We start from the raw sequence: 26929 nt of genomic DNA on the forward strand, positions 1-26929 counted from the left end.
CGGGAGGAGGGAGTACAGGCAAGCTATTCACAAGACTGGCAAGGTTGGCTGTATTGTAGCGTTATTTGGAAAATGAAGCCTTGATCCACTTTTTCTTCATTGCGTCAGCTATCAGCTAAGATACCCATCTGGTATGATGTGTGTAACTATGTTTTGCTGTGTAATGGAATTTTTACTATGGTCATTAAGGCGCAAAGCCCGGCTGGGTTCGCGGAAGAGTACATCATTGAAAGTATCTGGAATAACCGCTTCCCACCTGGCACTATTTTGCCCGCTGAACGTGAACTCTCCGAACTTATTGGGGTGACACGTACCACGCTACGCGAAGTATTGCAGCGTCTGGCGCGAGATGGCTGGTTGACCATTCAACACGGCAAACCGACGAAGGTAAATAACTTCTGGGAAACCTCCGGGCTGAATATTCTTGAAACGCTGGCGCGCCTCGATCACGAGAGTGTCCCGCAGCTGATTGATAATCTGCTGTCTGTGCGTACCAATATTTCGACGATCTTTGTTCGTACTGCGTTTCGCCAGCATCCTGATAAAGCACAGGAGGTTCTGGCGACGGCAAATCAGGTGGCTGACCACGCTGACGCATTTGCCGATCTGGACTATAACATTTTTCGCGGTCTGGCATTTGCCTCCGGCAATCCGATTTACGGTTTGATCCTTAACGGTATGAAAGGATTATATACCCGCATTGGTCGCCATTATTTTGCCAACCCGGAAGCGCGCGCGCTGGCGCTGAGCTTCTACCACAAGCTGTCAGAACTCTGCGAGCAGGGTGCTCATGAGCAGGTGTATGAAACGGTGCGCCGCTACGGTCACGACAGTGGCGAGATTTGGCATCGTATGCAGAAAAATCTGCCGGGCGATTTGGCGATTCAGGGCCGTTAATCGCTCAAAGCCGGATGGCGACGCCAAAGCGTCTTATCCGGCCTACAAAGCATGCACTTCGTAGGCCGGATAAGGTGTTTACACCGCCTCAGGCAATAAGATTTACAGACCGTTCATCCTTGGCGGACAACGCTCCAACAGCTCCACGCTGCCATCTTCATTCTGCTGCTCCAGCATCACATCAAAACCCCAAAGCCGGTGTACATGCTTGAGCACTTCTTTGCGTCCTTTATCCAACGGTGCGCGGTTATGCGGAATATAGCGCAAGGTGAGCGAACGGTCGCCACGCAGATCGACATTCCAGATTTGAATATTCGGCTCCAGGTTGCTCAGGTTGTATTGCGACGACAACCTGTTGCGGATCTCACGATATCCTTCCTCGTTATGAATCGCAGAAATCTCCAGATAGTTGTGACGATCGTCGTCCAGCACGGTGAACAGGCGGAAATCGCGCATTACCTTCGGTGACAGGAACTGGCTGATAAAACTCTCATCTTTGAAATCGCGCATCGCGAAATGCAGGGTTTCCAGCCAGTCGGAACCCGCTATATCCGGGAACCAGTATTTGTCCTCCTCGGTCGGCGACTGACAAATACGTTTGATATCCTGGAACATGGCAAACCCTAGGGCATAAGGGTTTATCCCGCTATACCACGGGCTGTTGTAGGGTGGCTGAAATACCACATTGGTATGGCTATGCAGAAACTCCAGCATAAACCGTTCGGTGACTTTACCTTCATCATAAAGGTGGTTCAGGATGGTGTAATGCCAGAAAGTGGCCCAGCCCTCGTTCATCACCTGCGTCTGTTTCTGCGGATAAAAATACTGGCTGACCTTGCGTACAATGCGTAACACCTCACGCTGCCAGGACTCCAGTAGCGGCGCGTTTTTTTCCATAAAATACAGCAGGTTTTCTTGCGGCTCGGAAGGATATCGCCGCGCTTCGGAAATGGTTTTCTCTTCCTCTTTCTTCGGCAGCGTGCGCCACAACATATTGACCTGACTTTGCAGATACTCTTCACGACTTTTCTGCCGGGCTTTCTCTTCCTGTAGGGAGATTTTTTGCGGGCGTTTGTAACGGTCAACGCCGTAGTTCATCAGCGCATGGCAGGAGTCGAGGAGCTTTTCGACTTCATCCACCCCGTAGCGTTCTTCACACTGGGTTATATAGTTTCGTGCGAAGATTAGGTAATCGACGATGGAACTGGCATCCGTCCAGCTACGAAACAGGTAGTTGTTTTTGAAGAAGGAGTTGTGTCCGTAGCAGGCATGCGCCATCACCAGCGCCTGCATGGTGATGGTGTTCTCCTCCATCAGATACGCGATACACGGATTGGAGTTGATAACAATCTCATAGGCCAGTCCCTGCTGACCATGCTTATACAAGCGCTCGGTTTCAATAAACTTTTTACCAAACGACCAGTGAGGATAGTTGATCGGCATCCCGACGCTGGAGTAAGCGTCCATCATCTGTTCGGAGGTGATCACCTCGATTTGGTGCGGGTAGGTATCCAGTCTGTAGAGTTTCGCCACGCGGTCTATCTCTGCCAGATAGACATCCAACAGATCAAACGTCCAGTCGGGTCCATCGCTTAACCGTGTGCTGTCCTTGTTCATGGAATCAATCGTAGCCATTCGCGCACCCTCATTGTTGGCGGCACTCTCTGTCTGGAGTACCTCATTTCAAGCATAGATCATGGTGTTAAAAAACGTGCTGCGGCAGAAATTTTTTCTTTGCGATTTCTCGTTAGCGAGGCGTTGAAAAACGGCATTGCCGCAAAATTTTATGCTGGATAAAAATAACGCACAGCAGGAGATGCCAAAGCAGAGAGTTCCCCGCCATCACCGCTATATGTGAGATAAGTCACCATAAAAAAGCCATATGTTGAATAATATTTTCAACTGAGTTATCAAGATGTAATTAGATGATTGTTCTTTTACTGTTAACGGAGTGGCTATGCGAGTTGTCATACTGGGAAGTGGTGTCGTTGGCGTGACCAGCGCCTGGTACTTAAGTCAGGCTGGACACGATGTCACCGTCATTGATCGTGAGCCCGGTCCGGCGCTGGAAACCAGTGCGGCGAACGCGGGGCAAATATCTCCAGGTTATGCGGCACCATGGGCGGCACCAGGCGTACCGCTTAAAGCAATCAAATGGATGTTTCAGCGCCACGCTCCGCTGGCCGTTCGTCTTGACGGAACCCAGTTCCAGTTGAAATGGATGTGGCAGATGCTGCGCAACTGCGACACCAGCCACTACATGGAAAATAAAGGGCGCATGGTGCGACTGGCGGAATACAGCCGTGATTGTCTGAAAGCGCTGCGCGCCTCTACCGGTATTGAGTATGAAGGACGTCAGGGCGGAACCCTGCAACTGTTCCGTACCGCTCAACAGTATGAGAACGCCACTCGCGACATCGCCGTGCTCGAAGACGCTGGCGTGCCATATCAGCTCCTGGAAGCAAATCGTCTGGCGGAAGTCGAACCGGCATTGGCAGAAGTGGCGCACAAACTGACCGGCGGTCTGCGTTTACCGAATGATGAAACCGGCGACTGCCAGTTGTTTACCCAGCGTCTGGCGCAGATGGCGGAGCAGGCGGGCGTTAAATTTCGCTTTAACACCCCGGTCGATAAGCTGCTGAGCGATGGTGAGCAGATTTATGGCGTCCAGTGCGGCGAAGAGATTATCAAAGCCGATGCCTATGTGATGGCGTTTGGGTCGTACTCCACGGCGATGCTGAAAGGGATCGTTGATATCCCGGTCTATCCGCTCAAAGGCTATTCGTTGACTATTCCGGTAGCGCAAGACGATGGCGCGCCGGTTTCTACTATCCTTGATGAAACCTACAAAATCGCTATTACCCGCTTTGACAATCGTATTCGGGTTGGCGGCATGGCGGAGATTGTCGGTTTTAATACAGAGCTGCTACAACCTCGTCGTGAAACGCTGGAAATGGTCGTACGCGATCTCTTCCCGCGCGGTGGTCATGTGGAGCAGGCAACCTTCTGGACCGGACTTCGTCCGATGACGCCGGACGGTACGCCGGTGGTGGGGCGCACCCGCTTTAAGAATCTGCTGCTCAATACCGGCCACGGCACGCTGGGCTGGACCATGGCCTGCGGTTCCGGTCAGTTGCTGAGCGATATCCTTTCTGGCCGTACGCCAGCCATACCTTATGACGATCTGAGCGTGGCGCGTTACAGTCCGGGGTTTACCCCCTCTCGTCCACGGCATTTACATGGCGCACATAACTGATAAGGACGTGAGATGACCCGCCCGATACTGGCCAGCATTGACCTGCAGGCGTTGAAACAAAATCTGACCATTACCCGCCAGGCAGCGCCGGACGCTCGCGTCTGGTCGGTGGTGAAAGCCAATGCATATGGACACGGCATTGAACGCGTCTGGAATGCGCTGGGCACAACCGATGGTTTTGCCATGCTCAATCTTGAAGAGGCGATAACCCTGCGCGAGCGCGGATGGAAAGGCCCGATACTCATGCTGGAGGGTTTTTTCCACGCTGAAGACCTGACGGTATATGACAATTATCGACTGACCACCTGTGTACACAGTAACTGGCAGCTAAAAGCATTGCAGAATGCGCGCCTCAAGGCTCCGCTCGACGTTTACCTGAAGGTGAACAGCGGTATGAACCGGCTTGGGTTTTTACCGGAAAGAGTTCCAACGGTCTGGCAACAGCTGCGGGCGATGCCCAACGTCGGCGAAATGACGCTGATGTCGCATTTTGCAGATGCAGAGCACCCGGAAGGTATCCAGGAAGCAATGGCGCGTATTGCGCTGGCAACAGAAGGACTGGAGTGCAGACGGTCACTGTCGAATTCGGCCGCCACGCTGTGGCACCCTGAAGCGCATTATGACTGGGTTCGTCCGGGCATTATTTTGTATGGCGCGTCACCTTCGGGACAATGGCGGGACATCGCCAATACCGGCCTGAAGCCAGTGATGACTCTGAGCAGCGAGATAATCGGCATACAAACGCTGAAAGCTGGCGATCGGGTGGGTTACGGTGGCCGTTACACCGCCAGCGGCGAGCAGCGCATCGGAATAGTGGCTACCGGCTATGCAGACGGTTATCCGCGCCATGCGCCAAGCGGAACGCCTGTGCTGGTGGACGGTGTACGTACCGGGACGGTAGGGACAGTCTCAATGGATATGCTGGCGGTAGATCTGACACCGTGCCCGCAGGCAGGGATCGGGACACCGGTAGAGCTGTGGGGCAAAGAGATTAAAATTGACGATGTAGCTACCTCAGCAGGAACGGTGGGCTACGAGTTGATGTGTTCTTTGGCGCTGCGCGTACCGGTTGTGACGGTGTAACATTTATGGGGTTGCCTGATGGCGCTGCGCTGATCGGGCCTGTAGATTCAGTGCATTTTACAGGCCGGGTAAGGCGCTGCCGCCACCCGGCAAACATCATCCGCTTTACTCATCCTCGTCTTCAGCAACGCGAACACCGACCTTCAGCACTGCATTATCTTCCTTCTCGGCCACCGTCCAGATCATGCCAGCGAATTCCACCTGGTCACCGACGACCGGCGCGGCACCAAGCAGATGCTGGACAATTTCACCCAGCGTTTGCTGCTTATCACGATACTCTGTGCCATCATCCAGACCATAAATCAGCGCCACATCGGCATATTTCGCGCTGGCTTCAAGAATAAAATCACCGAAGAAGCGCTGGTCTAACGACACCGGTGGTGACTGGCTGAATAGCTTGCCGAGAGCCGGGAGATCGCGTTCGCGACCAATAACACACAATACGTCGCCTTCGCGCAGACGCGTACTGCCGGAGGGGTGAAACAGCACGTTGTCACGAAACAGGGCGGCTATTCGCGTTTCTTCCGGCATATGCAGGTCGCGCAGCGCGGCACCCACACACCACTTATCTGCGCTGAGCTGATAAACAAACTGCTCCCACGGGTTATCTGGGTGAATATCGAGACCAATGCGCGAAACGGGCCAGCCGACGGGAGGGACCACCACTTTGGCTTTTTTCGCGGCCCACGAAAGTGACGTTCCCTGAAACAGCAACGAGATCAGTACCACGAAGAAGGCGACGTTAAAGAACAGGCGCGCGTTCTCCAGGCCCGCCATCATTGGGAAGACGGCGAGGATGATCGGCACCGCGCCGCGCAACCCCACCCAACTGATGAAAATACGCTCACGCAGATTAAAGCCACGAAACGGTAGCAGTCCGGCGAAGACCGAAAGCGGGCGGGCAATGAATATCATCCACGCAGACAAAATCAGCGCAGGGATTGCGATAGGCAGCAGGTCGGACGGCGTAACCAGCAGTCCAAGCACCAGGAACATGGCGATTTGCGCCAGCCAGGCCAGACCGTCGAAGTTTTGCAGAATACCAAATCGGTTGCGGATGGGGCGATTACCCAGCAGGAAACCACACAGATAAACCGCCAGAATACCGCTGCCTTCCAGCGCAGTGGTCAGGGCAAAAATCAGGATCCCACCGCTTAACGCCAAGAGTGGATACAGTCCGGCAGGCAGAGAAATGCGGTTAATCATCTGCTGGAGCATATATCCACCGCCAAGACCGATAACGATTCCTAAGCCAAACTGCTGGATAATGTGCACCGCGAACATCCAGCTTAAACCGGTCTCGTGATTTTGGATCATGGCGATGAGTGTGATGGTCAAAAACACGGCCATCGGGTCATTACTACCGGATTCAATTTCCAGCGTAGAGCCAACGCGTTCGTTAAGCCCCTTACCGCCAAGCAGGGAGAAGACCGCCGCGGCGTCAGTTGAACCAACAATCGCGCCAATCAGCAGCCCTTCGATAAGATCCAGATGAAACAGCCACGCGGCCATCATGCCAGTGAGTCCGGAAGTAATCAGCACACCGACCGTCGCCAACGATAGCGCCGGGCCTAACGCAACGCGAAAAGAGCTGGCCTGAGTGCGCATGCCGCCGTCGAGTAGGATAACCGCCAGTGCCAGGTTACTCACCATGTAGGCGAAAGGATAGTTATCGAAAGGTATGCCGCCAATACCATCCACACCCGCTAACATACCGATAGCGAGAAATATCACCAGAATTGGGATACCGAGACGTGATGAGAATGAACTGAGTAAGATACTGCAGGTGACGAGAACGGAACCCAAAATGAAAAGGCTAATAATTGCTGCGGCATCCAACGTTCGGTTACTCCTGAATTACGCTGTTTCGTATTAATAAACCCTACCATAATAACGACAGAAACAGCGTTTTACTTAGCCCTATTAGCCGCTTTTTTTACGATTTTAGTACCGGATGCCCACTTAAGGTGAGCTGAGTGCTGTTTTTATCGTTTTTCAGCACCGCTCTGGCTCCCAACGGCAGGGTGACAGTGCGTTGTTCATGGCCAAAATCGAGGCCGCCGATCAACGGAACGGACAGTCTGGTGCGCAGAAAATCACAAACTGAATCAAGATTGTAACCAGCGTCGTAATCATTCGGCGCGCTGCCGCTAAAACTGCCGAGGATAATGGCGTTTTGCTGGGCCAGTATTCCCGCGTGGTACAGCTGCAGCAGCATGCGCTCGACACGGAATGGATGCTCGTTAATGTCTTCCAGCACCAAAATGCCGTTTTTGATGGCCGGCATCCACGGTGTACCCATCAGCGAAATGATCATCGCCAGATTTCCGCCCCACAGTGTACCTTCAGTCGCGCACTGCGGACCGTCACCCTGCCATTCGAGGGTGAATTGGGCATTACGCAATGCTTGCCAGAAATGGTGCTCGGTGAATGCGTTTATCTCCTCGGCACCGAAGTTGGCCGCCAGCATCGGGCCGCTGAAGCTAATCACATTCCCTTGAGCCAGTAGACCACACTGGATCGCCGTAAAATCGCTGTGCCCGCACAGCAGCAGCGGATCTTGTTGCTGGCGGGCTGCCAGCCCTTGCCAGTCAATATCTTCCAGTAAACGGCTCGCGCCATAGCCGCCACGTACCGCCATCACAATGGTATCGGGGGTTTTCAGATTAACGAGCGAGTTCACATCAGCAAGCCTTTCTGCCTCTGTACCCGCAAAACGCTGGCAGCGGCGCGCAATGACCGCTGAATTGTCGACCTGATGACCGGCCTCAGTAAGACGTGCAAGCCCACGTAACGCAGCCTGCTGATTGATACAGTAGCCCGACGGGGCAATTAAGTGAAACCGGGACATGGCATTTCCTTGCTACAACTAAAACCAAATGTATATCATGCCGCGTAGGTATGTCGTTGTCACCTCAGCGACAGGTTCCGGCTATAAGGATAGATGACGTGAAATTGAGATGGTTTGCTTTTTTGGTTGTATTACTTGCGGGCTGTAGTTCAAAACATGATTACAAAAACCCGCCGTGGAATGCTGAAGTTCCGGTTAAACGCGCAATGCAATGGATGCCGATTAGTGAAAAAGCCGGTGCGGCCTGGGGTGTCAGTCCACAATTGATTACCGCTATTATTGCCATTGAATCAGGCGGTAATCCGAATGCGGTCAGTAAGTCTAATGCGATTGGTCTGATGCAGTTAAAAGCCTCGACTTCAGGCCGCGATGTTTATCGTCGCATGGGATGGAGCGGAGAGCCGTCGACCAGCGAGTTGAAAAACCCCGAACGCAATATCTCCATGGGGGCCGCATACCTGAGCATTCTGGAGACCGGGCCGCTGGCAGGGATTGAGGATCCACAGGTGATGCAGTATGCGCTGGTAGTATCGTACGCTAACGGAGCGGGAGCATTGCTGCGAACGTTCTCTTCCGACAGGAAGAAAGCCATCAATAAGATCAACGATCTCAGCCCGGATGAATTTATTGAACATGTTGCGGACAATCATCCGGCGCCGCAAGCTCCGCGCTATATCTGGAAGCTTCAGCAAGCGCTGGATGTAATGTAATTCAGGTGATGTTAATCGCGCACTTTGTTCGACTTTTCCCGGGCCTCGCGCTCAAGGGAAAAAATAATCCGCTGTAAGTTCCGCTCCACCGCCGGGCCGACGTTGAGAAAACGAAAGCTCAGGCGGGGAGTGGTAATGGTTTCGTTTTTACTGTCGATAACTTTGCGTTCGCTAATGGAAATAAGCTGGGCGTCAACGTGATACACCCCCCATTGTTCCATGTTCAGTTCAACCTGCGCGAAGCGTATACCTTCTACCAGTCCTTCTGGTTTTGCCGTTTCTAACAGCCCGCCCATACCGCCAAGCGACAAATCGAATAAGCGAAAGCACAGCGTGCTGTTGTCCGGCATTTTTGCCGTGCAGCGATAGGGAGGATGCAGCGGAGCGCCGATGCGGAAATATTCCCGACGCTGAACAAACCATAGGGAAGGCGGCAAGGATGAAATAAACGCTGGCAGTTGCTGATACTCACCTTTTTTTAACTGTGGCAGGGTGAATTCTACTTTGGCTCCCTGCGTTTCGGCGATAATCGAGATCTGACTGGCCCGCTGTACGGCCTGGTTTTCATATTCCTGGCTACCAAAATCCATGACCAGCTCGTCCGGGCTGACGGCCAGAACTTTGCTGATGAACTGGCCGCCCGACCAGGAGATACGCAGTGGAACCTGCTGCGATTTTAAGTCCCGAAGTACACCTAACACCGCTAACGGATTTTGCTTCAGGAACTGCTCATTGTAGTTACTCACACCTAATGACTCCCGGATGCCTGGTTTGTCGTTGGATTATCGGCATCAATCAACGGAACTTAATACAAATGGATGAAATTTTTTACCAACGCCAATGAATTAAGTCTGCGTGAAAACAGCATATAGCGATGGTTTGCCTATACTTTAAAGGCTGGCGCAAGAATGTCTTGCGCGTGCGTTCACTGGAAAGAGGGCCTGAAAATGGGAATTATTGCCTGGATTATTTTTGGTCTGATTGCGGGGGTTATCGCCAAACTGATTATGCCGGGGCGCGATGGCGGTGGATTTATCCTGACCTGTATTCTCGGTGTTGTCGGTGCTGTGGTCGGTGGATGGCTGGCAACGATGTTTGGTATCGGCGGCGATGTCAGCGGGTTTAATCTCCACAGCTTCCTGGTGGCCGTGGTCGGCGCGATTGTTGTGCTGGGTGTCTTCCGACTGGTGCGGCGAGATTAATCGAACGGCCCCCGCGGGGGCCGTTTCTCTGTATTGCTAAGTCAGAACTGATACTCAATCCCCGCCCAGTAATTACGGCCTTCTTCAATAAATCCTTCACTATAAACGTACTGCGTATCGAACAGGTTATTGACCGACGCGTTAACGCTGAATCCGTGACCGATGGCGTAGTCAGCGCGTAAATGGGTAATGGCGAAACCAGCGGCTTTCTGTGAGCCGTCGCTATTGCTATAGCTCGACGAACGGGCCTCTTCTGACAGCGTAATACTGAGCGGATCCCATGGCTTCAGCGTCATCCAGGCAGTCAGGGTTTGCGTTGGCAGGTCGGTAATCTTGCCGATGTCGCTGCGTTTGACGTCTGCATGAATAAGGCCGTAGCTCAGACCCACATCCAGTATATCAAAGACTTTACCTTTAACGCCTGCATCCAGACCGGTGTAATCCACCCGGCCGCTGTTCTGATTCTGAATGGTGTCGGCATCAATATTGTGTGAAAGGATGGCGTCGCTGATGCGGTTGTAATACACGCTGGCTTCGAATCCCCAGTTCTGACTAAGTGACCCATTCCAGGTCAGATCCACGCTGCGGGCGCGTTCAGGTTTAAGCTGCGGATTGACCAGCGCCACCTGGTTATAGGCCGGTTTTGAGGTCGTGTAGCGTTCTTTCAACGTAGGGAAACGCGTTCTGTCAGAATAGGAAAGCGCTAATGTGTCTGCATTTTCGAAGTGATATTTGGTCATCATCTGCCAGTTGAAGGCCGACTGATTGTTGTCATCATAGTGGGTGACGCTACCATTTTTTTCGTGCTTCATGCCTTCCAGACTGTCGCGCCAGTCATAGCTTATTCCCGCCACTACATCGACATTATCCGCCGCCGCCCACTGATATTCACTGGCAACAGACCAGGTGCGGTCTTCGTAACGGTCGTAAGCCGCATTCGGTGCGCCTTTCTCGCGGTGAACATCATCCTTCCAGTTTACGGCGAAAGAGAGCAGGTCGTTTTCACGCATATCCGCAGCGAGCTGCAGGCCAGCTCCATCGCTATAGTCTGAATAATGACTGTAGTTGCCTTTTTTGTTTTTCAGATCGGCAAGCGAGTTGTACATCATCAACGTATTTTCAAAGGTATCGCGATACAGACGGCTTTTCAGAGTGAAACGATCGCCCAGATGGGTGGTGCCCTGATAGTAATAGCTCTCTTTATCGTACTGTGGCCATTGCCAGTAGCGTGATTTCTGACTGCTGGTTCCGGCATATGGTGGGTTATCTTTTTCACCGTCCTGATTAATATAGGTCAGGACATATTCATCATCGCCGCGAGGGGTAAAGCCCAGCTTCACGATGCCGCGTTTATCATCGGCGGACGAGTTGGCAATCTTGCCGTGACTACCCGCAACCGGATTGTCCACGCCGTGCGGTAAGCCAAGGAAATCCTGCTTCAACTGGCTGCCGCTGAGCTGAATGTAACCCAGATCGTTACTGGCGCCAAATGAAGCGTGCATATCGTGAGCGTTGTCTTTGCTACGACTCCAGCCCTGGCGATAACCGATGCTGCCTTCAATTGGTTTGGTGGGCTTTTTGGTGGTGATATTAATGGCACCGCCCATCTGGTTAGGCCCTTGTAGCAGAGATGAGTAGCCTTTGGATACTTCAACTGAAGCGATATCGGATGTCAGAAAACGGCCTAAATCGAGGTTGCCGTCATAGGGGATGTACACCGGCACACCGTCAAAAAAGACGGGAACCTGACGGCTGTCAAAACCGCGTACTTTCACCTGCTGCTCATTGCGGTTGCCCGACTTTTGCAGCACCACGCCGGGGACGACGCTTAGCGCCTGCGCCACGTTTTGTTTATCCAACTGTTGGATCGTTTCCTGGCCGAGAACCGTAGTGGTTGCCGCAGAGGCCGGGCTTGACCAGACGGTCATGGTTTCGCTTTCTTGCCCAGCAAAAGCACTGTGCGCGAAAGCAAACGACAGGGCTGTGTAAAGACAACTTTTGTTGAAATTCATTATTGTTAGTCCATTTTTTAATGTTATATGCCACGTGCGTCCGGGCTCAGGCTAACTTTGATATCCGCAGGTGGAGCGTAATAAGGTGCGGAAGTGATAAAGAGCCTGATGCCACAGTCGAGATAACTCGCCAGCGAGGCGAGGGTAATGCCGCCAGTCAGCGCCAGCGTGCAATGAGGGGCCAGTGAAGGTGCCTGACGGGCAATGTCTGTCGCCTGCTCAGGGGTGAATTTGTCGAGTTGCAGAACATCGGGCGCGGCGCGTAGCGCGGCTAATGCTTCATCTGGCGTATCCGCTTCGACGACGATCTTTTTTTCTGGCGCATGGCTGCGTAAGCGCGCAACCGCGTTTGTCCAGTCGTTTGGGTTGGTAAGAAAACGGCGGTGATTAGCGAACAGCAGCACCGTTTCGGCGCATCCTCCGCGATGAATAATGCCCCCGGCAGCGAGTATTGCCTGAGTCGCCAACGAACGCGTGCCGGGAATGGCTTTGCGGGTGCAGGCAATCTGCCCATCAGGATAGCGTTGGCGCAGTTGGCTCAACATGCTCTCAAGATAGCCCGAAACTCCGCAGCTCCACTCCAGAACGTTTTGTACCGCTTTCCAGCCCTGATGTAGTGCCGCCGCATTTCCGTGCGCACAAATTATTCTCTGTCCCGCGCTCGCTCGTTCGCCATCGGCCATAATATCGCTGACGGTTATGCCCAATGATGTCAGCATTTGTCTGGCAACAGCGGTGCCGCTAACGCACCCACCCTGGCGATGGTAAAACTCCATAACGCCGGGCTGTGCGCCAATTCCCAACGCGCGGGTAGTCAGATCGCCGCCCTGAATATCTTCCAGCAGCAGCGCGTCGGTTTGCGCCTGCGAAAAGTAGATCATCGCAGCGCCTCCCGCGGCACACTGTCCCACCAGATAAGCGCCCAGTCACGGCTGGCGGGGGCAATCGCGCGTGGATCCTGCTGCTGATACCAGGTTTCCAGACGTTCGACCTCGTCGGCGCTTAGTTCGCCCATACTCCAGCGCACGTTTTCCAGAAAGCGCGTCCAGGTACTGTTGTCCTGCTGACAGTTGGGGCCGCGGATAAAATCGACGTGCGCGTGGATCCCCATCTGATACAGGACATTAAGCGCATAGATATAGTTGGGAAGCTCAATCACCTCGCGGCCCAGCGCACGTTGAATGGAGGGGGAAACGAAAGATGAACTGACGAGATGGGTGGTGTAAACCCGCAGCCGGGCCTGATTATTCAGTTTGGTCATTGCCTGGCGCATATCGGCAACCAGCGTAGAGCGCGAGGCGACGGCGATATCGCACTGGGGTAAATCATCCCAGTGTTCTTCCCAGGCCCGCTGCACTCACTGTACGTGACGGGCGTTCATTTGCACAGCGCGGCGGGCAGCAACGCTCAGCATTCCCTGGCTGTAATCTACGCCGTAAATTATTGGTATCTTTTTAGCCAGCGCCAGCGAGACCGTACCGGGACCGCAGCCCATATCAAATAGTGACTCCGCTCCTTGCAGGTCGATTTTCCCCAACAGCTGTAGCAAATAGCTGTCGGTTAATGAGGCGCAATTCTCCGCCATTTTTTCCGCACGTTTATCCCAGTGCTCCGGCTTTTTCTCGGTTCTGTTCGCCAGTTGTAACTGTTTACGGTAAAGATCGGCAAAATCAATGTCGTCAATGAGCATTCTTATTCCTTAATTGTGAGAGCCAAAGAGGTGGTGGGCAATTTGTGACGGTGTAACGTGATACAGTGCAGCCAGGCGATCGGTGGCGAGCTGGTGTTCAGGAAGCCCCTGCGACACCTCACCGTTCGGTTCAACGCGTACCACGCTGTCGGCGATTGCCCGGGCGTGCAACGGATGATGCGTAGACATCAGCAGGGCCATACCCGAATTTTTCAGCGTCACCAGCGTGTCGAGCAGACGGATCTGATGCCCAAAATCCAGGCTGGAAGCGGGTTCATCCAGCAACAAAAGGCGCGGACGTTGCGCCAGAGCGCGGGCAATCAATACCAGTTGGCGCTCTCCGCCGCTCAGAGTGTTCCAGCGCCGGGGCGCCAGGTGAGAGATCCCCAGCATCGCCAGTTGTTGATGAGCAATTTCGTGTTCTTTAGCCCCGGGAACCGCAAATGCCGCCAGTTGCGGGGCCAGCCCCATCATCACCATGTCCAGCGCAGTGAAGGCAAATGCGCCGTCATGCGCCTGAGGAACCCAGGCGATAGCGGCGGCGCGTTGCCGATCGTTGAGATGATTTATGGCGATGCCATCAAGAAGAATGTCACCGTGAAGCGGCGAAAGAACGCCGAGAATGGTGCGCATCAGGGTGGTTTTTCCGCTACCGTTGGCACCAAGCAGACAACAGACGGAGCCGGGCGGAACCTGAAAGGAGACATCGCGTAGCACGGGCTGTTGACTGTGGTATCCCAGCGACGCCTGGCGCACGATTAATAGCGTCATGGTCGATTTCCTCGCAGCAAAAGCAGCAAAAAGAACGGTGCGCCAATAAATGCAGTCAGGATCCCCAGCGGAATTTCCGTGCTGCTCAGCGTACGGGCGAGGGTATCGGTGAGCAGCAGCAAAATGGCGCCGACTCCCATGGAAACCGGCAGTAGTTGCTGGTGGTTATTGCCACTGAGGAGTCGGCCGATATGTGGCACAACCAGCCCAATCCAGCCGATGATGCCCGCGATGGCGACGGTGCAGGCGGTGATTAACGTTGCGCAGACGATCAGTCCCAGACGTAGTCGGGCGACGTTGATGCCAAGCGATCGTGCTTCATCATCCGAAAGGGTGAGCAGGTTCATGCGCCAGCGCAGCAGCAATAGCGGGACCAGTCCTGCCAAGATCAGCGGTGCCGAGAACCACAGATCGTGCAGCGTAATCGTTGATAAACCGCCGAGCAGCCAGAAAGTGATGGAGGGAAGTTGGGTATACGGGTCGGCCAGCGTTTTGATGAGTGAAATTCCCGCGCCGCATACCGTGCCCAGCGCAATCCCGACCAGCACCAGCGTTAACACCGGGTCGTGGCGCTTGACTCGCCGGGTAATCAACCAGACACCGGCGACCACGAATAAACCACCCGTGAACGCATACAGTTGAATAAACAGGATCGGTAATCCAAACAGGATTGCCGTACAGGCACCTAAACCGGCACCCGCCGCCACGCCGAGGATATCCGGTGAGACTAGCGGGTTGCGGAACATGCCCTGATAGGTGGTTCCTGCGCCTGCCAGCGCCGCGCCGAGCAGCAATGCAGCCAGAATGCGCGGCAGGCGGATTTGCCAGAAGACGATTTTGTCCTGCATCGGGACGTCATCAGTACCTGTAATAAGATTCACAACCTGTTGCGCATCCAGGCGGTACGCGCCCGATACCGCAGCGACGCTCGCGCAAAGCACCACCGCAGCAATCATCAGAAAACCGAGGGTAGATGTTTTCATCAGACTGCCACCAGACGTTGATACTGTGCATCGCTTAGCGTGGTATGCCAGAACAGTTCGCTGTAGCGCTGCATATCGGCTTTAAAGCTCTTGTTAACCTGCGGTTCAAGCCAGGCGTGCAGGCGGCGTAACCCCAGTAAACGGTTGATGCCAGGAGGTGCATCCAACCAGCCAAACGGCAGACCGCTGAGAAACAGAATGCGCCGGTCAGCAACCGCTTTGACCCCTTGCCAGATCGGATCTTCTCGTAGGTGCTGCGCTGTCATCGCATCCTGCACCAAAATAATATCGGGCTGCCAACTGAGCAGATTTTCCATTGAAACCTGTGTGAGCCCCTGTCTTCCGGGGATGTGCGCCACATTCTGTAGCCCCAGCAGTTCTGCCGCTTCGGTATGCAAAGAACCTTGTAAACCTGTCTCCAGTCCTCTGGCACCGCGCGCGGCATAAAAACGCAGATTCGCTGCAGCTGTATGCGAGAAAGCTATTGCATTATCGATAAATCGACGGGCCAGCGCGGCCTGCATTGCAGTACGCGAGACGATGCCCAATGCTTCACCGGCTGCGCGCAACTGTTCTGGGGTATGGCGCAGTTCGCCGTTAATCAGCAGCCAGGGAATGTGAGTTTGTGCGCTCACTTGTCTGGCCTGAGAAAGCCAGGTTTCATCGGCATTGCCGCAGTCAACAACCAGGTCGGGTTTAAGCGCCAGTAACGCTTCAAGTGATAGGGTACTGGCGCGTCCTGCCAGCCTGCCCAGTTTCGGCAATGCCCGAATATCATCGTGGAACGGGATGGCGGTCTGGTGAGATAAATCAAAGGAGGAAAGCCCTACCAGTTTTTCCGGCGCGACGGCCAGCAGCAGCATGTCAGCGGGCGCCCCCGCGCTGACCACGCGTTGGGTTATATTCGGCCCTGGCGAGCCTCCAACGGCAACGGTTAGCGGCGTTTGCGCCAATGCGGGAAGATGGCGTAGCAGCAGTGCAGATGCCACGAGTTGGGCAAACATCCGTCTTGTCAGTGCCATTATCAGTATCCTGAAGGTTACAAATTCGCTATATATTTACATATACATCGAATAAAAACATGTTCAGAATCAAATTCTCGCGGATGAAAACACCGGATACCCCATAAGGGCTAGAGGGGATAGAGGCAGCTTAAATAGCGAAAAATATGACAGAAAAATCCGCGACGAAGCGCGGATTCGGGGAGTAAAACGGCTCAGGTAATGATGTTATGGCGTCGGTTGAGTCTGTTTTTTAGGCTCGGCTGGTGGTGTACTTGTCGGTGTTGGCCGCGATGCGGGTACGCTGTCACAGGGCTTCTCTTTGGCGCAGATCAGGTCAAGCATTTTTAGCGTGACGCCGTTGGTCCAGCCAAAACCATCCTGCAATGGATATTCCCCGCCACCACCGCCGGTGCCGGTGGTGCTCACGTCATATTTTTCAACCAGCTTTTTCTCTCGATCGTAGGTGTGCTGCACATTGGTAAGGAATCGCCAGGTCACATCCATCGCAACGTTATCCTGACCGTAATTCTGTAACCCGGATGCTGCGACCCACTGGAGCGGGGCCCAGCCGTTGGGGGCATCCCACTGCTGGCCGCTTTTCACCGACGTGGTAGCAAGGCCGCCCGGTTGCAGCAGATGTGCCTGGGTGGCTATGGCGACTTTACCGGCGCGATCTTTTGCCGCCGCATTGACATACAGCGGGAACAGGGCGGCGGCCGTGAGCTGATTGCGTACTTTATGGCTTTTCAGATCGTAGTCGGCATACCAGCCTTCTTTGTCGTTCCACAGGTACTTTTCGATCCCTTTTTGTCGGGCATTAGCGAAGCCATCGTACTGCGCCGCTTTGGCATCATCACCGGCAGCCTTGCTGGCGAGGGCGATCATTTTTTCCATTTTGTACATCAACGCATTGAGATCGACTGGAACGATGCTGGTGGTGCGCAGAGTGCCCAGCTGATTAGGATTGTCCATCCAGCGGGAGCTAAAATCCCAGCCGGACGCAGCCGCTGAACGCAGGTCGCGGTAGATTTCTGTGGCAGGGCGATTTGGGTTGCTTTTAGCGGTGGCGATATCCTCTACCCAGGACTCTGGCCTCGGCGTATCGCGGTCATCCCAGTAGCGGTTCAAAATGGTACCGTCATCCAGTTTAACCACACGCTTATTTTGCTGACCGGGCTGGAGTGTTTCGACACCTTCCATCCAGTAACTGTACTCTTTGAGCATCTGTGGGAGGTATTTTTTCAGCGCGTCATTCCCGTCGTGCTGCGCCAGCAGTTCAACCATAAAGGCAAAGAACGGCGGTTGCGAACGGCTCAGGTAGTAGGTGCGATTGCCGTTAGGAATGTGTCCCCAGGAATCAATCTCGTAAGCGAAGTTTGCCACCATATCCGAGACCTTATCCCAGTGATTGCTTTCGGCAAGCCCCAGCATGGTGAAATAGCTGTCCCAATAATATATTTCGCGAAAACGCCCGCCAGGCACCACATACGGCTCTGGAAGTGGCAGTAGCGAGTCCCATTTTTCAGCGTCAGTTGTCGAGCGGGTGAGGACCGGCCACAGTCCGTCAATATGTTCGCGTAATGATTGCCCGGCCGGGGGAACGTATTTCTCGCCTTCTTTCGGCAAGGTGAAATTCACCTCCACAAAATGGCGTAAGTCGAATCCGGACTGATTTTTCTGCATCCGGTAATCGGCAAGGATCATGAGAGGATCGCTGTTAGGAACTGCGTCAGCAAAGGTTTTCTGGTCTGGAAACAGTTTAGCCGTTTGTACATCGTTAAACAGAGGTCCAAGCAGGATATCTGGCGGCTGCGGTGTAGCGGCTGGCGCGTCTTCTGCATTGACGGCAAAAGAGGAAAGGGCAAAAAAGGTACTGGCGAGAGTCAGTTTTATTGCAACAGAAAGCAGGCCTGGATGGCGAGTTGCAGGCGTTATCATCGGTTAATCTCCTTAGCGGTGTGCCGAAGTAGCGGCATTTACCATGAGAAAACCTTAGTTCAGGATCGACCGTTGCGCGTGATCGACACCCCATTTTGCGAACAAACAGACATTTCCCGACGCGAATAGGGAAGAAGCACACCCTTTGTCGAAAAGGGTGTGCTTCGGTATCAGTTTGCGCGGGTTATCCGCTGTGTGACACAGTCAATGGTCAGAGTATCGCCCATCTTTATGCTATCGAGAGCAGCGCCTTGCTGACACATCCAGCACAGACCCATTTCACGAGCGATAATCGCCGGATGAGAGGCTTCGCTGCCGTCCCGCAGGCAGATACCTTTGATGGTCTTCGGATCGAGTTGCAGTACCGTAGACGGATAAATGACATCAGCGACCAGGATAGTGGGGCGCAAGAACGCGGGAATTTGTGCGCTCTCTCCCGTCAAATGTTGCAGTGAACGAGACAGCAAATCTTCAATATCAATGTATCGCGCCTGCAGATAAGGGTCATCGAGCTGTAAATACTGCTGGCTGAGATCGCTCAGCACCTGATGCCAGGCCCAGGCGGCGCTGCATTGTTTTTCACGCATTACATCGCAGGCCATTTCAAACAGTTCAGGATCGTCCAACAGCGTGTGGTGACCGGAGAAGATGGCGGCGATATCTGCGGAATATCGTTCTTCAGCAAGAGCGGTGAGTTTGCTCAGATCGTTCAGCGTACTTTGGATGGCGGTCTGTAATCGCTGCTGCTCAGCCTGCAGTGATGCGGCGGACTGCGGGTTTACCTTTGGCGAGAACGGCGTGTGACAAAATGCCGTCCCCGTGACTTTTGAGGGAGCCAGAGTTGCCTTGTTATCAGTATGCGCGGGCTCGAGCGATTCACCAAAATTCTCTGCCGCCAACTGTTTAAATGCGGCCAGCGCATCCTCTGCCTGTTCGCCCTTAGCAATCAGGCGTAGCGTGTCATTACAGCGTACCTGCAGCAGGGCTATTTGATTCAGGCTATCAGGGACCACACACTTGCCGTTTTTCTCCAGCCACATGTCGGCGTTAAAACCAGACAACGCAGAAACCAGCCGCGAAGCCGGGCGGACGTGGATGCCGTTAGGGTTTTTCACCACAATGGCAACAGAACGGGCATCAGCGTCGGGAGACAGTTCTGCGGATGCGGGTTTCGCTGCGGATGGCGAAGGTAAACCCAGTTGTTCACATTTGGCGTCGAGGGCGTTCATGGCATCACGGATAACCCGATCGATATCAGCACCTGCGGCGGCGCTAACCGTCGCGGCCAGTGTGCCTTCAACCAGTGGTGCTGCGCACAAACGCACTTTGGCGGCAATGTTAGGGTCGAGCAGTTCCAGCGCGGTTTCCGCACTCAGTAATGCACTACCGATATCCATCATCACCAGCACGTGGTCCGTATCGGCCACGGACTCGATGGCTTCCATCACCTTAATCGGATCGGTGCCAATCGGATTCTCAGGATCGTCAATGCCTGCGGCAATGGCGATTTTGCAACCATCACCCATTAACATCTGCCGGGCCAGCACGCCGACGCCTTCGCCCAGTTGGGCGCTGTGAGAAACAATAACCAGGTTTACCATCGCTTTATCCTTACTCTCTGGACGCCTGAGCCAGCATTTGCATCATAAACATGACCGACGTTGCGCCGGGATCCTGATGCCCAATGCTGCGCTCACCTAGATAGCTGGCGCGGCCTTTGCGAGCCTGCATGGTGATGGTGCTTTGCGCTGCGACTTCCGCTTGTTGGCTTGCCGCTTCCAGAGCTGCCTGGACGCTCAGCTTCTGTTCGCATGACTGGCGTAAAGACTCCACTACCGGCAGCCAGACATCGCACATGGTTTTATCGCCAGGTTCAGCCTTACCGCGGCTAATCACACCTTCTGCACCATCACGAATCATTTGATACAGCTCTTCAAGCGTCAGGCTTTGATGAGCCTGAGTCACCTGGGCGGCGCGGATAAAAAACGTGCCAAACAGCGGTCCACTGGCCCCGCCGACGCTTGAGAGCAGCACCATACCGGTGTTTTTCAAAATAAAGCCGATGTCTTTGTCCGCGATGGAAGGCAGCTTTTCAACGACTTTGCTGAAACCACGATGCATGTTCAGACCGTGGTCGGCATCGCCGATCTCCCGGTCAAGTCCGGTGAGAAAATCACTTTCAGTGGTGAATATCTCACCGCAGCGATAGAGCCAATTAACAATCTGTGTTCTGTTGAGGGACATCATGAATCTCCTTATTTACCCCAGTTGAGAGCAGGGGTGTGAACCGGTGCATCCCATAAGTTCAGCGTTTCGTCATCCACCTGTAACAGGGTGATGGAGAAGCCGGTCATATCCAGAGAGGTACAGTAAGAACCGATCAGGTTGCGCTCAATGACGATGCCTGCATCCTGGCAACGGCTTTCGAGGCGGTTATACACGCCGAAGAGTTCAGACAACGGCGTCGCACCGAGATTATTGACCAGCGCAATAACCCGATCGCCACTTTGTAACGCGCGCTTGCTTTCTTTACCTTCATGCCACGCGCCCTGGACGTTGTCCCAGTGGCGGAGCGTACGGCTGTAGTTACCGTTTTCCAGCAGGGTATCGAACATTTCATCAACGGTCTGATCGAGAGAGGTGAAGGTGCGGCGGTCAATGCCCGGTTCCCCGTGGATACCTACGCCAAACTCCATCTCGTTATCCTGTAACGTGAACGACGGTTGTCCGGCTGCAGGAACGGTACAGGCGCCAATGGCTATGCCAATGGAGTGGCCCTGGTTATTCAGCTTACGACCCAGCGCCGCACAGGCTTCCAGCGAGTCACCGCGTTCGGCGGCCGCGCCGACCAGTTTTTCGATCAATACGGTATTAGCCACACCACGACGTCCGGCGGTATACAAACTGTCTTTCACCGCCACATCGTCATCCACCACCATGGTGGTGACTTTGACGCCGCTTTCGTGCAGCAGCTCGGTAGCGGTTTCGAAATTAAGAATGTCGCCGGTATAATTTTTGATTATCAGCAGCACGCCTTCGCCGCCATCAATTTGCATGGCGCATTCGAACATTTTATCCGGCGTGGGGGAGGTAAAAATCTCACCCGGGCAGGCACCGGAGAGCATGCCCTGACCAATGTAGCCGCAATGCATAGGCTCGTGCCCGCTGCCGCCGCCGGAAAGCAGCGCCACTTTGCCCATCACCGGTGCATCTGCGCGGGTGACATACACTGGGTCCTGATGCAGTGCCAGGGAAGGATACGCTTTCGCCAGTCCGGCGAGTTGTTCATTCAGTACGTCTTCAACACGGTTGATCAATTTTTTCATTATTTATGCTCCGCAGACAGTCCTGGATGGCTGCCAAATTCGGGCAGGCATCTGATGTAGGGTATCGGTTTGTACAACGCTACGGCGACCGCTCGCTGCCGATAAGGTAATTTTGCACACGGGTATGCAAAAGAAAATTGCTGTGAAGAGCGTTTCAATACGAAACATAGCAGCATAATAATGTTCCGTATTGGAACGTCATGGTGCATAAAACAGCGAAAGTGAGAGGTCGGGCGGTATTTGTGCGGAAAGTTTTTGAACGATTTTTTATGGAAAACAAACCACCTGCAGAACAGGTGGTTTGTAGGCATGGTCGATTTCGGCGTTAACCCGGATAAATTCCGCGATCTTTTCGTGCCAGCAGAATGCGTTCGCAGGCAACGATGTAGGCTGCGGTACGCAGGGAGCAGGATTTCTCAGCTGCTTTTTCCCAAACATGCACCATCGCATCAGTCATAATTTTGTCCATGCGATTGTTGATCTCTTCTTCACTCCAGAAGAAGCTTGCCATATCCTGAACCCATTCGAAGTAGCTGACGGTTACGCCGCCGGCGTTACAGACCACGTCAGGCACAACCACGATACCACGGCTTGCCAGCACATCATCGGCATCCGGATAGGTTGGGCCGTTAGCGCCTTCAAGTACCAGTTTACAGTTCAAGGTTTCCGCACGGTGACGGGTGATCTGACCCTCGAGCGCGGCCGGAATAAGAATATCCATATCCAGGCTCCAGAAGGCCTCGCTGGCGATGGTTTCAGCGCCCGGGAAACCGGCAATCTGTTTGTGCTCTAACTGCCAGGCAGACAACGCGGTCATGTCGATACCTGTGGAGTTAAACAGCGTAGCGGTGTGATCCTGAATCGCGACTACGCGTGCACCAGCTGCCGCGAACAGTCGGGCTGCTTCGCTGCCGACATTACCAAAACCTTGCACTGCAACGCGAGCACCTTCAACTTCGATGTTGGCACGGCGCGCGACTTCCAGACCGCTGACGAAAACGCCGCGACCGGTGGCTTTATCACGACCTAATGAACCGCCAAGGTGAATAGGTTTACCGGTGACCACGCTGGTCACGGTGGTGCCGTGGTTCATGGAGTAGGTATCCATCATCCAGGCCATGACTTTTCCGTTAGTACCTACATCCGGCGCAGGAATGTCTTTCTGCGGCCCAATGATAATGCCGATTTCGCTGGTATAACGACGCGTTAAACGCTCCAGTTCGCCTTCAGACAGCGAGAACGGATCGACGCGCACTCCACCTTTGGCACCGCCGTACGGCAGGTTCAACGCTGCGCATTTGATGGTCATCCATGCGGACAGGGCCATCACTTCATTAAGATCAACATCAGGATGATAACGCACACCGCCTTTGCCCGGCCCGCGGGAGAGGTTATGTTGCACGCGATACCCTTCAAAATGACGGATAGTGCCGTCATCCATCTGCACCGGGATGTCGACAATCAGCGCGCGTTTTGGGTGGCGCAGGGTATCCACCCAATGGGAAAGTTCGCCCAGGTAAGGGGCCACACGCTCGATTTGTTGCAGGTAGGTATTCCAGGCAGATGTGCTGCTATCTGAAGCGTAAGATAACTTATCCATGATAAACCTTAGTTATAAAAGTAATATGTTCTTAATTTGGCCGTGGTATACAGTGAATCTCACCATATAAACCTAAATTTAACATTTTTTTCATAGAAGGGCCTGCCCGGCCAGCACGAATTATCGCCATGATTAGTATGGGCTTTAACTTGCGATTGAATAGTTATTCTTTTTTTTGCTTGTATCTGGGTTGTTTTGCAGGGTGCGTAATTTAATATGCAGAATATATAAAAATCGTAATTTGTTAGATTTATGACGCACCTCTAAAAGTAAATAATTTGATAACAAAATGTATTTGCTTTATTGCGGTTAAGATGAGGTCAGTAGGTCACGGCGATGGTAACGGTATCGGCATAGTTGTCTGGCGTGTAGTTCGCGCTGGGGACGGTGGCGTAAACCGGGTAGGTAGTTGTTGTCCCCGTACCGTTGCCCGCGACGGTATTGAGTGATGTATTGCCCCAGACCGTACCGGAAGGACCTGGCGTCGAACTAAGCTGGTAGGGGACTTTATCCGTATTTGACCCCGTGCCCGCCATCACGCCGCTGCCTGCCGTATTTCCGTTGGAGGGCTGAAGCCCGATGGTGTAAGGCGTGTTATTGGAACATGCTACGCCCACGGTATTTGAAGCCGTAAGGTTACGCCCGGTTGCCCTGGCTGGCGCAAAGCTAATATCGGTTGCAGAGGTGATATTGCACTGTTTGCTTACGGTCGCCGATACGGTGAAAGGCAGCCTGGCGGCAACCGTATCGCCACAGGTTGTTGGCGGGAAAAGCAATCCGGGATTGAGAGTGACAAGGGCTGTTGCCGTCGTATAGTTATCCTGATAATTTCCGGGGACGGCTGCGGTTTGTGGTGTGACGATCTGCGCCGATACCGTGAGTGAACCCGTCACTGGCGTCAGATTCAGCAGGTTAAGCTGTACCATGGGAAAAGTGGTTCCCGACTGATACTGGCTGCCCCAAACTTTGGTGCGCCCGCTATCCTGGTAAAGCTGGTATGCCAGTGTACTGGCAGGCGTTCCGCTTAATGACATATTTCGCGGTGTCACCTGGCCGCTGACGGCCGAGGCGCCAATATTAAAACAGAGATTGATCCCTGCCAGCGCGTCACCAAGCTCTTTGGTGCAGGTGTAACTGAACGTCATTGATGACGTTGCGCCTGTTGCAGACAGTGGATTGACCGAACCTAAATTTATGGGTTGCACATTGCTCACCGAACAGGTAACCGCATGGCTAATAGCCGGACAAAAAAGTACGGCAGCGATGAGAAGCAGATGTCTTAACCTCATGAACGTACTCCTGTTAGTGTGGGCGACAAACCAGTGGGCCTATTTGCATAATCCCCTTTGCTGACACGGGATAGTCAAATTGCACGCGACAACTACCGGTGTCCGTATCAACGCGCAGCGTGTTGTGCTGCTCCAGGGTGTCGAACCAGGTCATCCCATCAAAGCCAACGACAGACGACTGTCCTTTTCCGTTGATGGCGTAAGCCATGCTGCCTTCAGGAATTGGCTTACCCTGATTGTCGACGAGGATAACCTGCGCAGCACGTACGGGGGTGATGCCAAAACTAACCAAAGTGCCGGAACGATCGGCAGGCGTGGCATTCGTCTCAACGCGTGCGATCCGCATATTGGTGGGGAGATCCATCGGGTCAATACTGATCAGGTTTTTTTGATAACTGTTGAGCGGCGTGACCAGCAGTAGTCCCTGGTCATCGCTGCGACCAATCAGGTTATTTTGCAATTTGACTGGAACATCTGGCACGCCGTCAGTTGAGACGACGGCAAAACCATTGTTGATTTCCCTGGCTGCAAACAAGCCGCCTCCCATGGTCACCAGCGATCCGGTTGCGCCTGCGTAGCCGTAATGGTTATCTGGTAAACGGCTGAATCCCGCGTACGCTTTACCATAACGCCCCAGATATCCTACTTCTCCCAGGCCACTTTGTCGGGAAGCCTGCTGACTGGCGGCCAGATTCCAGCCCCAACCGCCGTCGGCAGGTGGCGTCTTGCTGGCGTTGAGCTGATAGCCGGTTTCATCGTTGGTGCGTTGTAGCGTGCTGCTGGCGCTCAGATTGTTATCAGTGGTAATCGTTACCATCAGATAGAGACTGCGATCGCGGTTATCGTCAATGTTCTGGTTGAATCCGGCATTCAGTGAGATGTTGTCTGTAACGGATTTGAACCAGCTGGCGTTAGCGTAGCGCACCGCATTTTCGTGTGGATAACGAAACTGCAGGTAACTCAGGCTGACATTTCCGACAGATTCCAGCGAATAGCCAATGACCGTGTTGCTGTTAAGCGTTGGGGGCGGCTCACCATAATGGGTGGCGACATCGCGGTAATCGCCAGAAGTTGCCGTGGTACTGGTACTGAAATTAAACCGTTCGCCGGACCAACGATAACCAAAACTGTACAGAAATCCGTTCTGCCCTGAATCGCTACTTGCGGCAAGTGATGTCGAAAATGTGCCGCTGCGGGTTCCCGGGATCCAGTCGTTACTGAAGCCTGCGTTAATCAGTCCATCGCTGGTTTCCGCGTGAGCCCCGGCGGTCAACGTATTGCTAAACCCGCGACGCCATGTAGCGCTCAATACCGGTGCGCTGGCATAATCAAAAGAGGAATAACCATAATTTTCGCGTACCGTGCCCAATTCTGCCGACCAGGCGGTTAATCCTTCCCGCAGGAGTTGTTGATCGTTGTAGAACGAGAAATTTTGTACGCTCGTTCTGCCCAGCGCGTCTGTCATCATCACCTGACCCGTTCCCGCGCCGCTGATGTTAGGCATGGTGTTGATCTGAAAACTACCTGCGGGGACTTCTCCGTTGTAGTACCTGACACCGTCCACGTACAGCTCAACGTTTGATGGCAACGTCGCGGATCCCAGATATGCAGGGAGCGGGGTGGTTGGCATATAGGGCTGTAAACCAAAATCGGTGCCTATCTGAATGCCGCCAATACGCGTAGGTCGGGACCAGATGAGTGAGCTTGTCAGGGTATCGCCAACGGTTAACGCCAACATCGTATCAGGAAATGAGGTACGCCAGCTGGTATCAAGGCGCTCAAAGCTGTTATCGGCGTATTCCTCAGTGGAGTACTGCGTCAACTGGGTGGTGCTGAGCACGCCGGCAGCATTGAAGGCGCGAAGTTCACTGAAGGTATTTATTGCGCTCTCATCCCCCTGCTGGGTATAGATATCATAATTGAGCAGCGCTCCGCGTGATGTTGTTGCCGTTGGCGCGGTTTCGGTAGGCGAGTTAAGCTGCGTGGTGGCAAGATCGAGTGAACTAAGTGGCGCAGTAAGCGAGAGCGTTTGCAACTGAACGTTGTAGTCAATGGTTAGCTGGGGGATATCGTTCAGGCAGACGGCGTTAGTGGCGTCTGGAGCAAAGCGAAAGCCCATTTTACTCAGGGTATCAGCTCCCGCATAAAGCTTTCCATTATCGTAGCCAAAATGTACCAGCCCAACGGGATTCCCATTCAAGGTGACATCGAGATACAAATCGACTCCCGTAATTTGTGAGGTGCTATTAATAACACCATTCTCACTCTGGTTATTATTCAGCGTTTGTGCGCAAACCATTCCCGATATTAATACTCC

Annotated in this window: 21 protein-coding genes and 1 pseudogene; 5 read left to right on the top strand and 17 right to left on the bottom strand. The window is 53.6% G+C overall.

Annotated features, from left to right (window positions below; translation table 11 throughout):
• Window positions 1-177 precede the first annotated feature (177 nt).
• Complete coding sequence (gene fadR / locus OGX66_RS21730; RefSeq protein ID WP_003020931.1) at window positions 178-897, top strand: fatty acid metabolism transcriptional regulator FadR; 720 nt, start codon at window positions 178-180, stop codon at window positions 895-897.
• A gap of 102 nt (window positions 898-999) precedes the next feature.
• Here the strand turns inward: fadR and OGX66_RS21735 are convergent, their stop codons facing one another.
• Window positions 1000-2532, bottom strand: a complete 1533-nt coding sequence (locus tag OGX66_RS21735; protein ID WP_044711046.1) for a SpoVR family protein — start codon at window positions 2530-2532, stop codon at window positions 1000-1002.
• Between the two features lie 322 nt (window positions 2533-2854).
• On the opposite strand from OGX66_RS21735, the gene OGX66_RS21740 reads away from it, so the two are divergent.
• The gene (locus tag OGX66_RS21740; protein ID WP_003841565.1) at window positions 2855-4153 is read left to right on the top strand and encodes a D-amino acid dehydrogenase; all 1299 of its coding nucleotides are present in this window, start codon (window positions 2855-2857) and stop codon (window positions 4151-4153) included.
• A 12-nt stretch (window positions 4154-4165) separates the two neighbouring features.
• On the top strand, window positions 4166-5236 hold the full coding sequence (gene dadX, locus OGX66_RS21745; RefSeq protein WP_003020922.1) for a catabolic alanine racemase DadX: 1071 nt from the start codon (window positions 4166-4168) through the stop codon (window positions 5234-5236).
• A 105-nt stretch (window positions 5237-5341) separates the two neighbouring features.
• On the opposite strand, the gene OGX66_RS21750 is transcribed toward dadX, so the two are convergent.
• The gene (locus tag OGX66_RS21750; RefSeq protein ID WP_049016299.1) at window positions 5342-7075 is read right to left on the bottom strand and encodes a potassium/proton antiporter; all 1734 of its coding nucleotides are present in this window, start codon (window positions 7073-7075) and stop codon (window positions 5342-5344) included.
• A 97-nt stretch (window positions 7076-7172) separates the two neighbouring features.
• Complete coding sequence (ldcA, locus tag OGX66_RS21755) at window positions 7173-8087, bottom strand: muramoyltetrapeptide carboxypeptidase (RefSeq protein WP_088902192.1); 915 nt, start codon at window positions 8085-8087, stop codon at window positions 7173-7175.
• Between the two features lie 98 nt (window positions 8088-8185).
• Here ldcA and emtA point away from each other — a divergent pair, with 98 nt between their 5' ends.
• The gene (gene emtA / locus OGX66_RS21760; protein WP_003020914.1) at window positions 8186-8797 is read left to right on the top strand and encodes a membrane-bound lytic murein transglycosylase EmtA; all 612 of its coding nucleotides are present in this window, start codon (window positions 8186-8188) and stop codon (window positions 8795-8797) included.
• 11 nt (window positions 8798-8808) lie between these two features.
• On the opposite strand, the gene ycgR is transcribed toward emtA, so the two are convergent.
• Window positions 8809-9543 (bottom strand): flagellar brake protein YcgR, encoded by a 735-nt coding sequence (gene ycgR / locus OGX66_RS21765; protein ID WP_003020911.1) that lies wholly within the window; start codon window positions 9541-9543, stop codon window positions 8809-8811.
• Window positions 9544-9744: 201 nt separating this feature from the next.
• On the opposite strand from ycgR, the gene OGX66_RS21770 reads away from it, so the two are divergent.
• Window positions 9745-9999 carry a GlsB/YeaQ/YmgE family stress response membrane protein gene (locus OGX66_RS21770; RefSeq protein ID WP_003020908.1) on the top strand — a complete coding sequence of 85 codons (255 nt, stop codon included), beginning with the start codon at window positions 9745-9747 and terminating at the stop codon, window positions 9997-9999.
• A 41-nt stretch (window positions 10000-10040) separates the two neighbouring features.
• On the opposite strand, the gene OGX66_RS21775 is transcribed toward OGX66_RS21770, so the two are convergent.
• The 13 genes and pseudogenes from OGX66_RS21775 to OGX66_RS21835 form a co-directional block, all read right to left on the bottom strand.
• Complete coding sequence (locus tag OGX66_RS21775) at window positions 10041-12011, bottom strand: TonB-dependent receptor plug domain-containing protein (protein ID WP_016150376.1); 1971 nt, start codon at window positions 12009-12011, stop codon at window positions 10041-10043.
• Between the two features lie 23 nt (window positions 12012-12034).
• A complete protein-coding gene (gene modD, locus OGX66_RS21780) occupies window positions 12035-12892 on the bottom strand; it encodes a ModD protein (RefSeq protein ID WP_016150375.1) in 858 nt (285 codons plus the stop codon).
• Window positions 12889-13701: pseudogene (locus tag OGX66_RS21785) on the bottom strand (class I SAM-dependent methyltransferase). Before OGX66_RS21785 ends, modD begins: the two are co-directional and overlap by 4 nt.
• Before the next feature lie 9 nt (window positions 13702-13710).
• A complete protein-coding gene (locus OGX66_RS21790; RefSeq protein WP_088902194.1) occupies window positions 13711-14472 on the bottom strand; it encodes an ABC transporter ATP-binding protein in 762 nt (253 codons plus the stop codon).
• Window positions 14469-15428 carry a FecCD family ABC transporter permease gene (locus OGX66_RS21795; protein ID WP_369707389.1) on the bottom strand — a complete coding sequence of 320 codons (960 nt, stop codon included), beginning with the start codon at window positions 15426-15428 and terminating at the stop codon, window positions 14469-14471. Before OGX66_RS21795 ends, OGX66_RS21790 begins: the two co-directional genes overlap by 4 nt.
• Window positions 15429-15454: 26 nt before the next feature.
• Window positions 15455-16477, bottom strand: a complete 1023-nt coding sequence (locus OGX66_RS21800; protein ID WP_016150371.1) for an ABC transporter substrate-binding protein — start codon at window positions 16475-16477, stop codon at window positions 15455-15457.
• Between the two features lie 207 nt (window positions 16478-16684).
• Window positions 16685-18397 carry an alpha,alpha-trehalase gene (locus OGX66_RS21805; RefSeq protein WP_088902195.1) on the bottom strand — a complete coding sequence of 571 codons (1713 nt, stop codon included), beginning with the start codon at window positions 18395-18397 and terminating at the stop codon, window positions 16685-16687.
• Window positions 18398-18567: 170 nt separating this feature from the next.
• A complete protein-coding gene (dhaM, locus tag OGX66_RS21810; protein WP_016150370.1) occupies window positions 18568-19998 on the bottom strand; it encodes a dihydroxyacetone kinase phosphoryl donor subunit DhaM in 1431 nt (476 codons plus the stop codon).
• 10 nt (window positions 19999-20008) lie between these two features.
• Window positions 20009-20641 (bottom strand): dihydroxyacetone kinase subunit DhaL, encoded by a 633-nt coding sequence (gene dhaL, locus OGX66_RS21815; protein ID WP_003020881.1) that lies wholly within the window; start codon window positions 20639-20641, stop codon window positions 20009-20011.
• An 11-nt stretch (window positions 20642-20652) separates the two neighbouring features.
• Entirely contained in the window at window positions 20653-21723 is a 1071-nt protein-coding gene (gene dhaK / locus OGX66_RS21820) for a dihydroxyacetone kinase subunit DhaK (protein ID WP_003020880.1), read from the bottom strand.
• A 325-nt stretch (window positions 21724-22048) separates the two neighbouring features.
• Complete coding sequence (locus tag OGX66_RS21825; protein WP_286512238.1) at window positions 22049-23323, bottom strand: Glu/Leu/Phe/Val family dehydrogenase; 1275 nt, start codon at window positions 23321-23323, stop codon at window positions 22049-22051.
• 320 nt (window positions 23324-23643) lie between these two features.
• Window positions 23644-24612, bottom strand: coding sequence for a Csu type fimbrial protein (locus OGX66_RS21830; protein ID WP_032941266.1), 969 nt, complete (start codon window positions 24610-24612; stop codon window positions 23644-23646).
• A gap of 13 nt (window positions 24613-24625) precedes the next feature.
• Window positions 24626-26911 (bottom strand): fimbria/pilus outer membrane usher protein, encoded by a 2286-nt coding sequence (locus OGX66_RS21835; protein ID WP_270921849.1) that lies wholly within the window; start codon window positions 26909-26911, stop codon window positions 24626-24628.
• Window positions 26912-26929 lie beyond the last annotated feature (18 nt).

The organism is Citrobacter sp. Cf072 (assembly GCF_030334485.1).
GTDB classification, from domain to species: Bacteria; Pseudomonadota; Gammaproteobacteria; order Enterobacterales; family Enterobacteriaceae; genus Citrobacter; species Citrobacter freundii.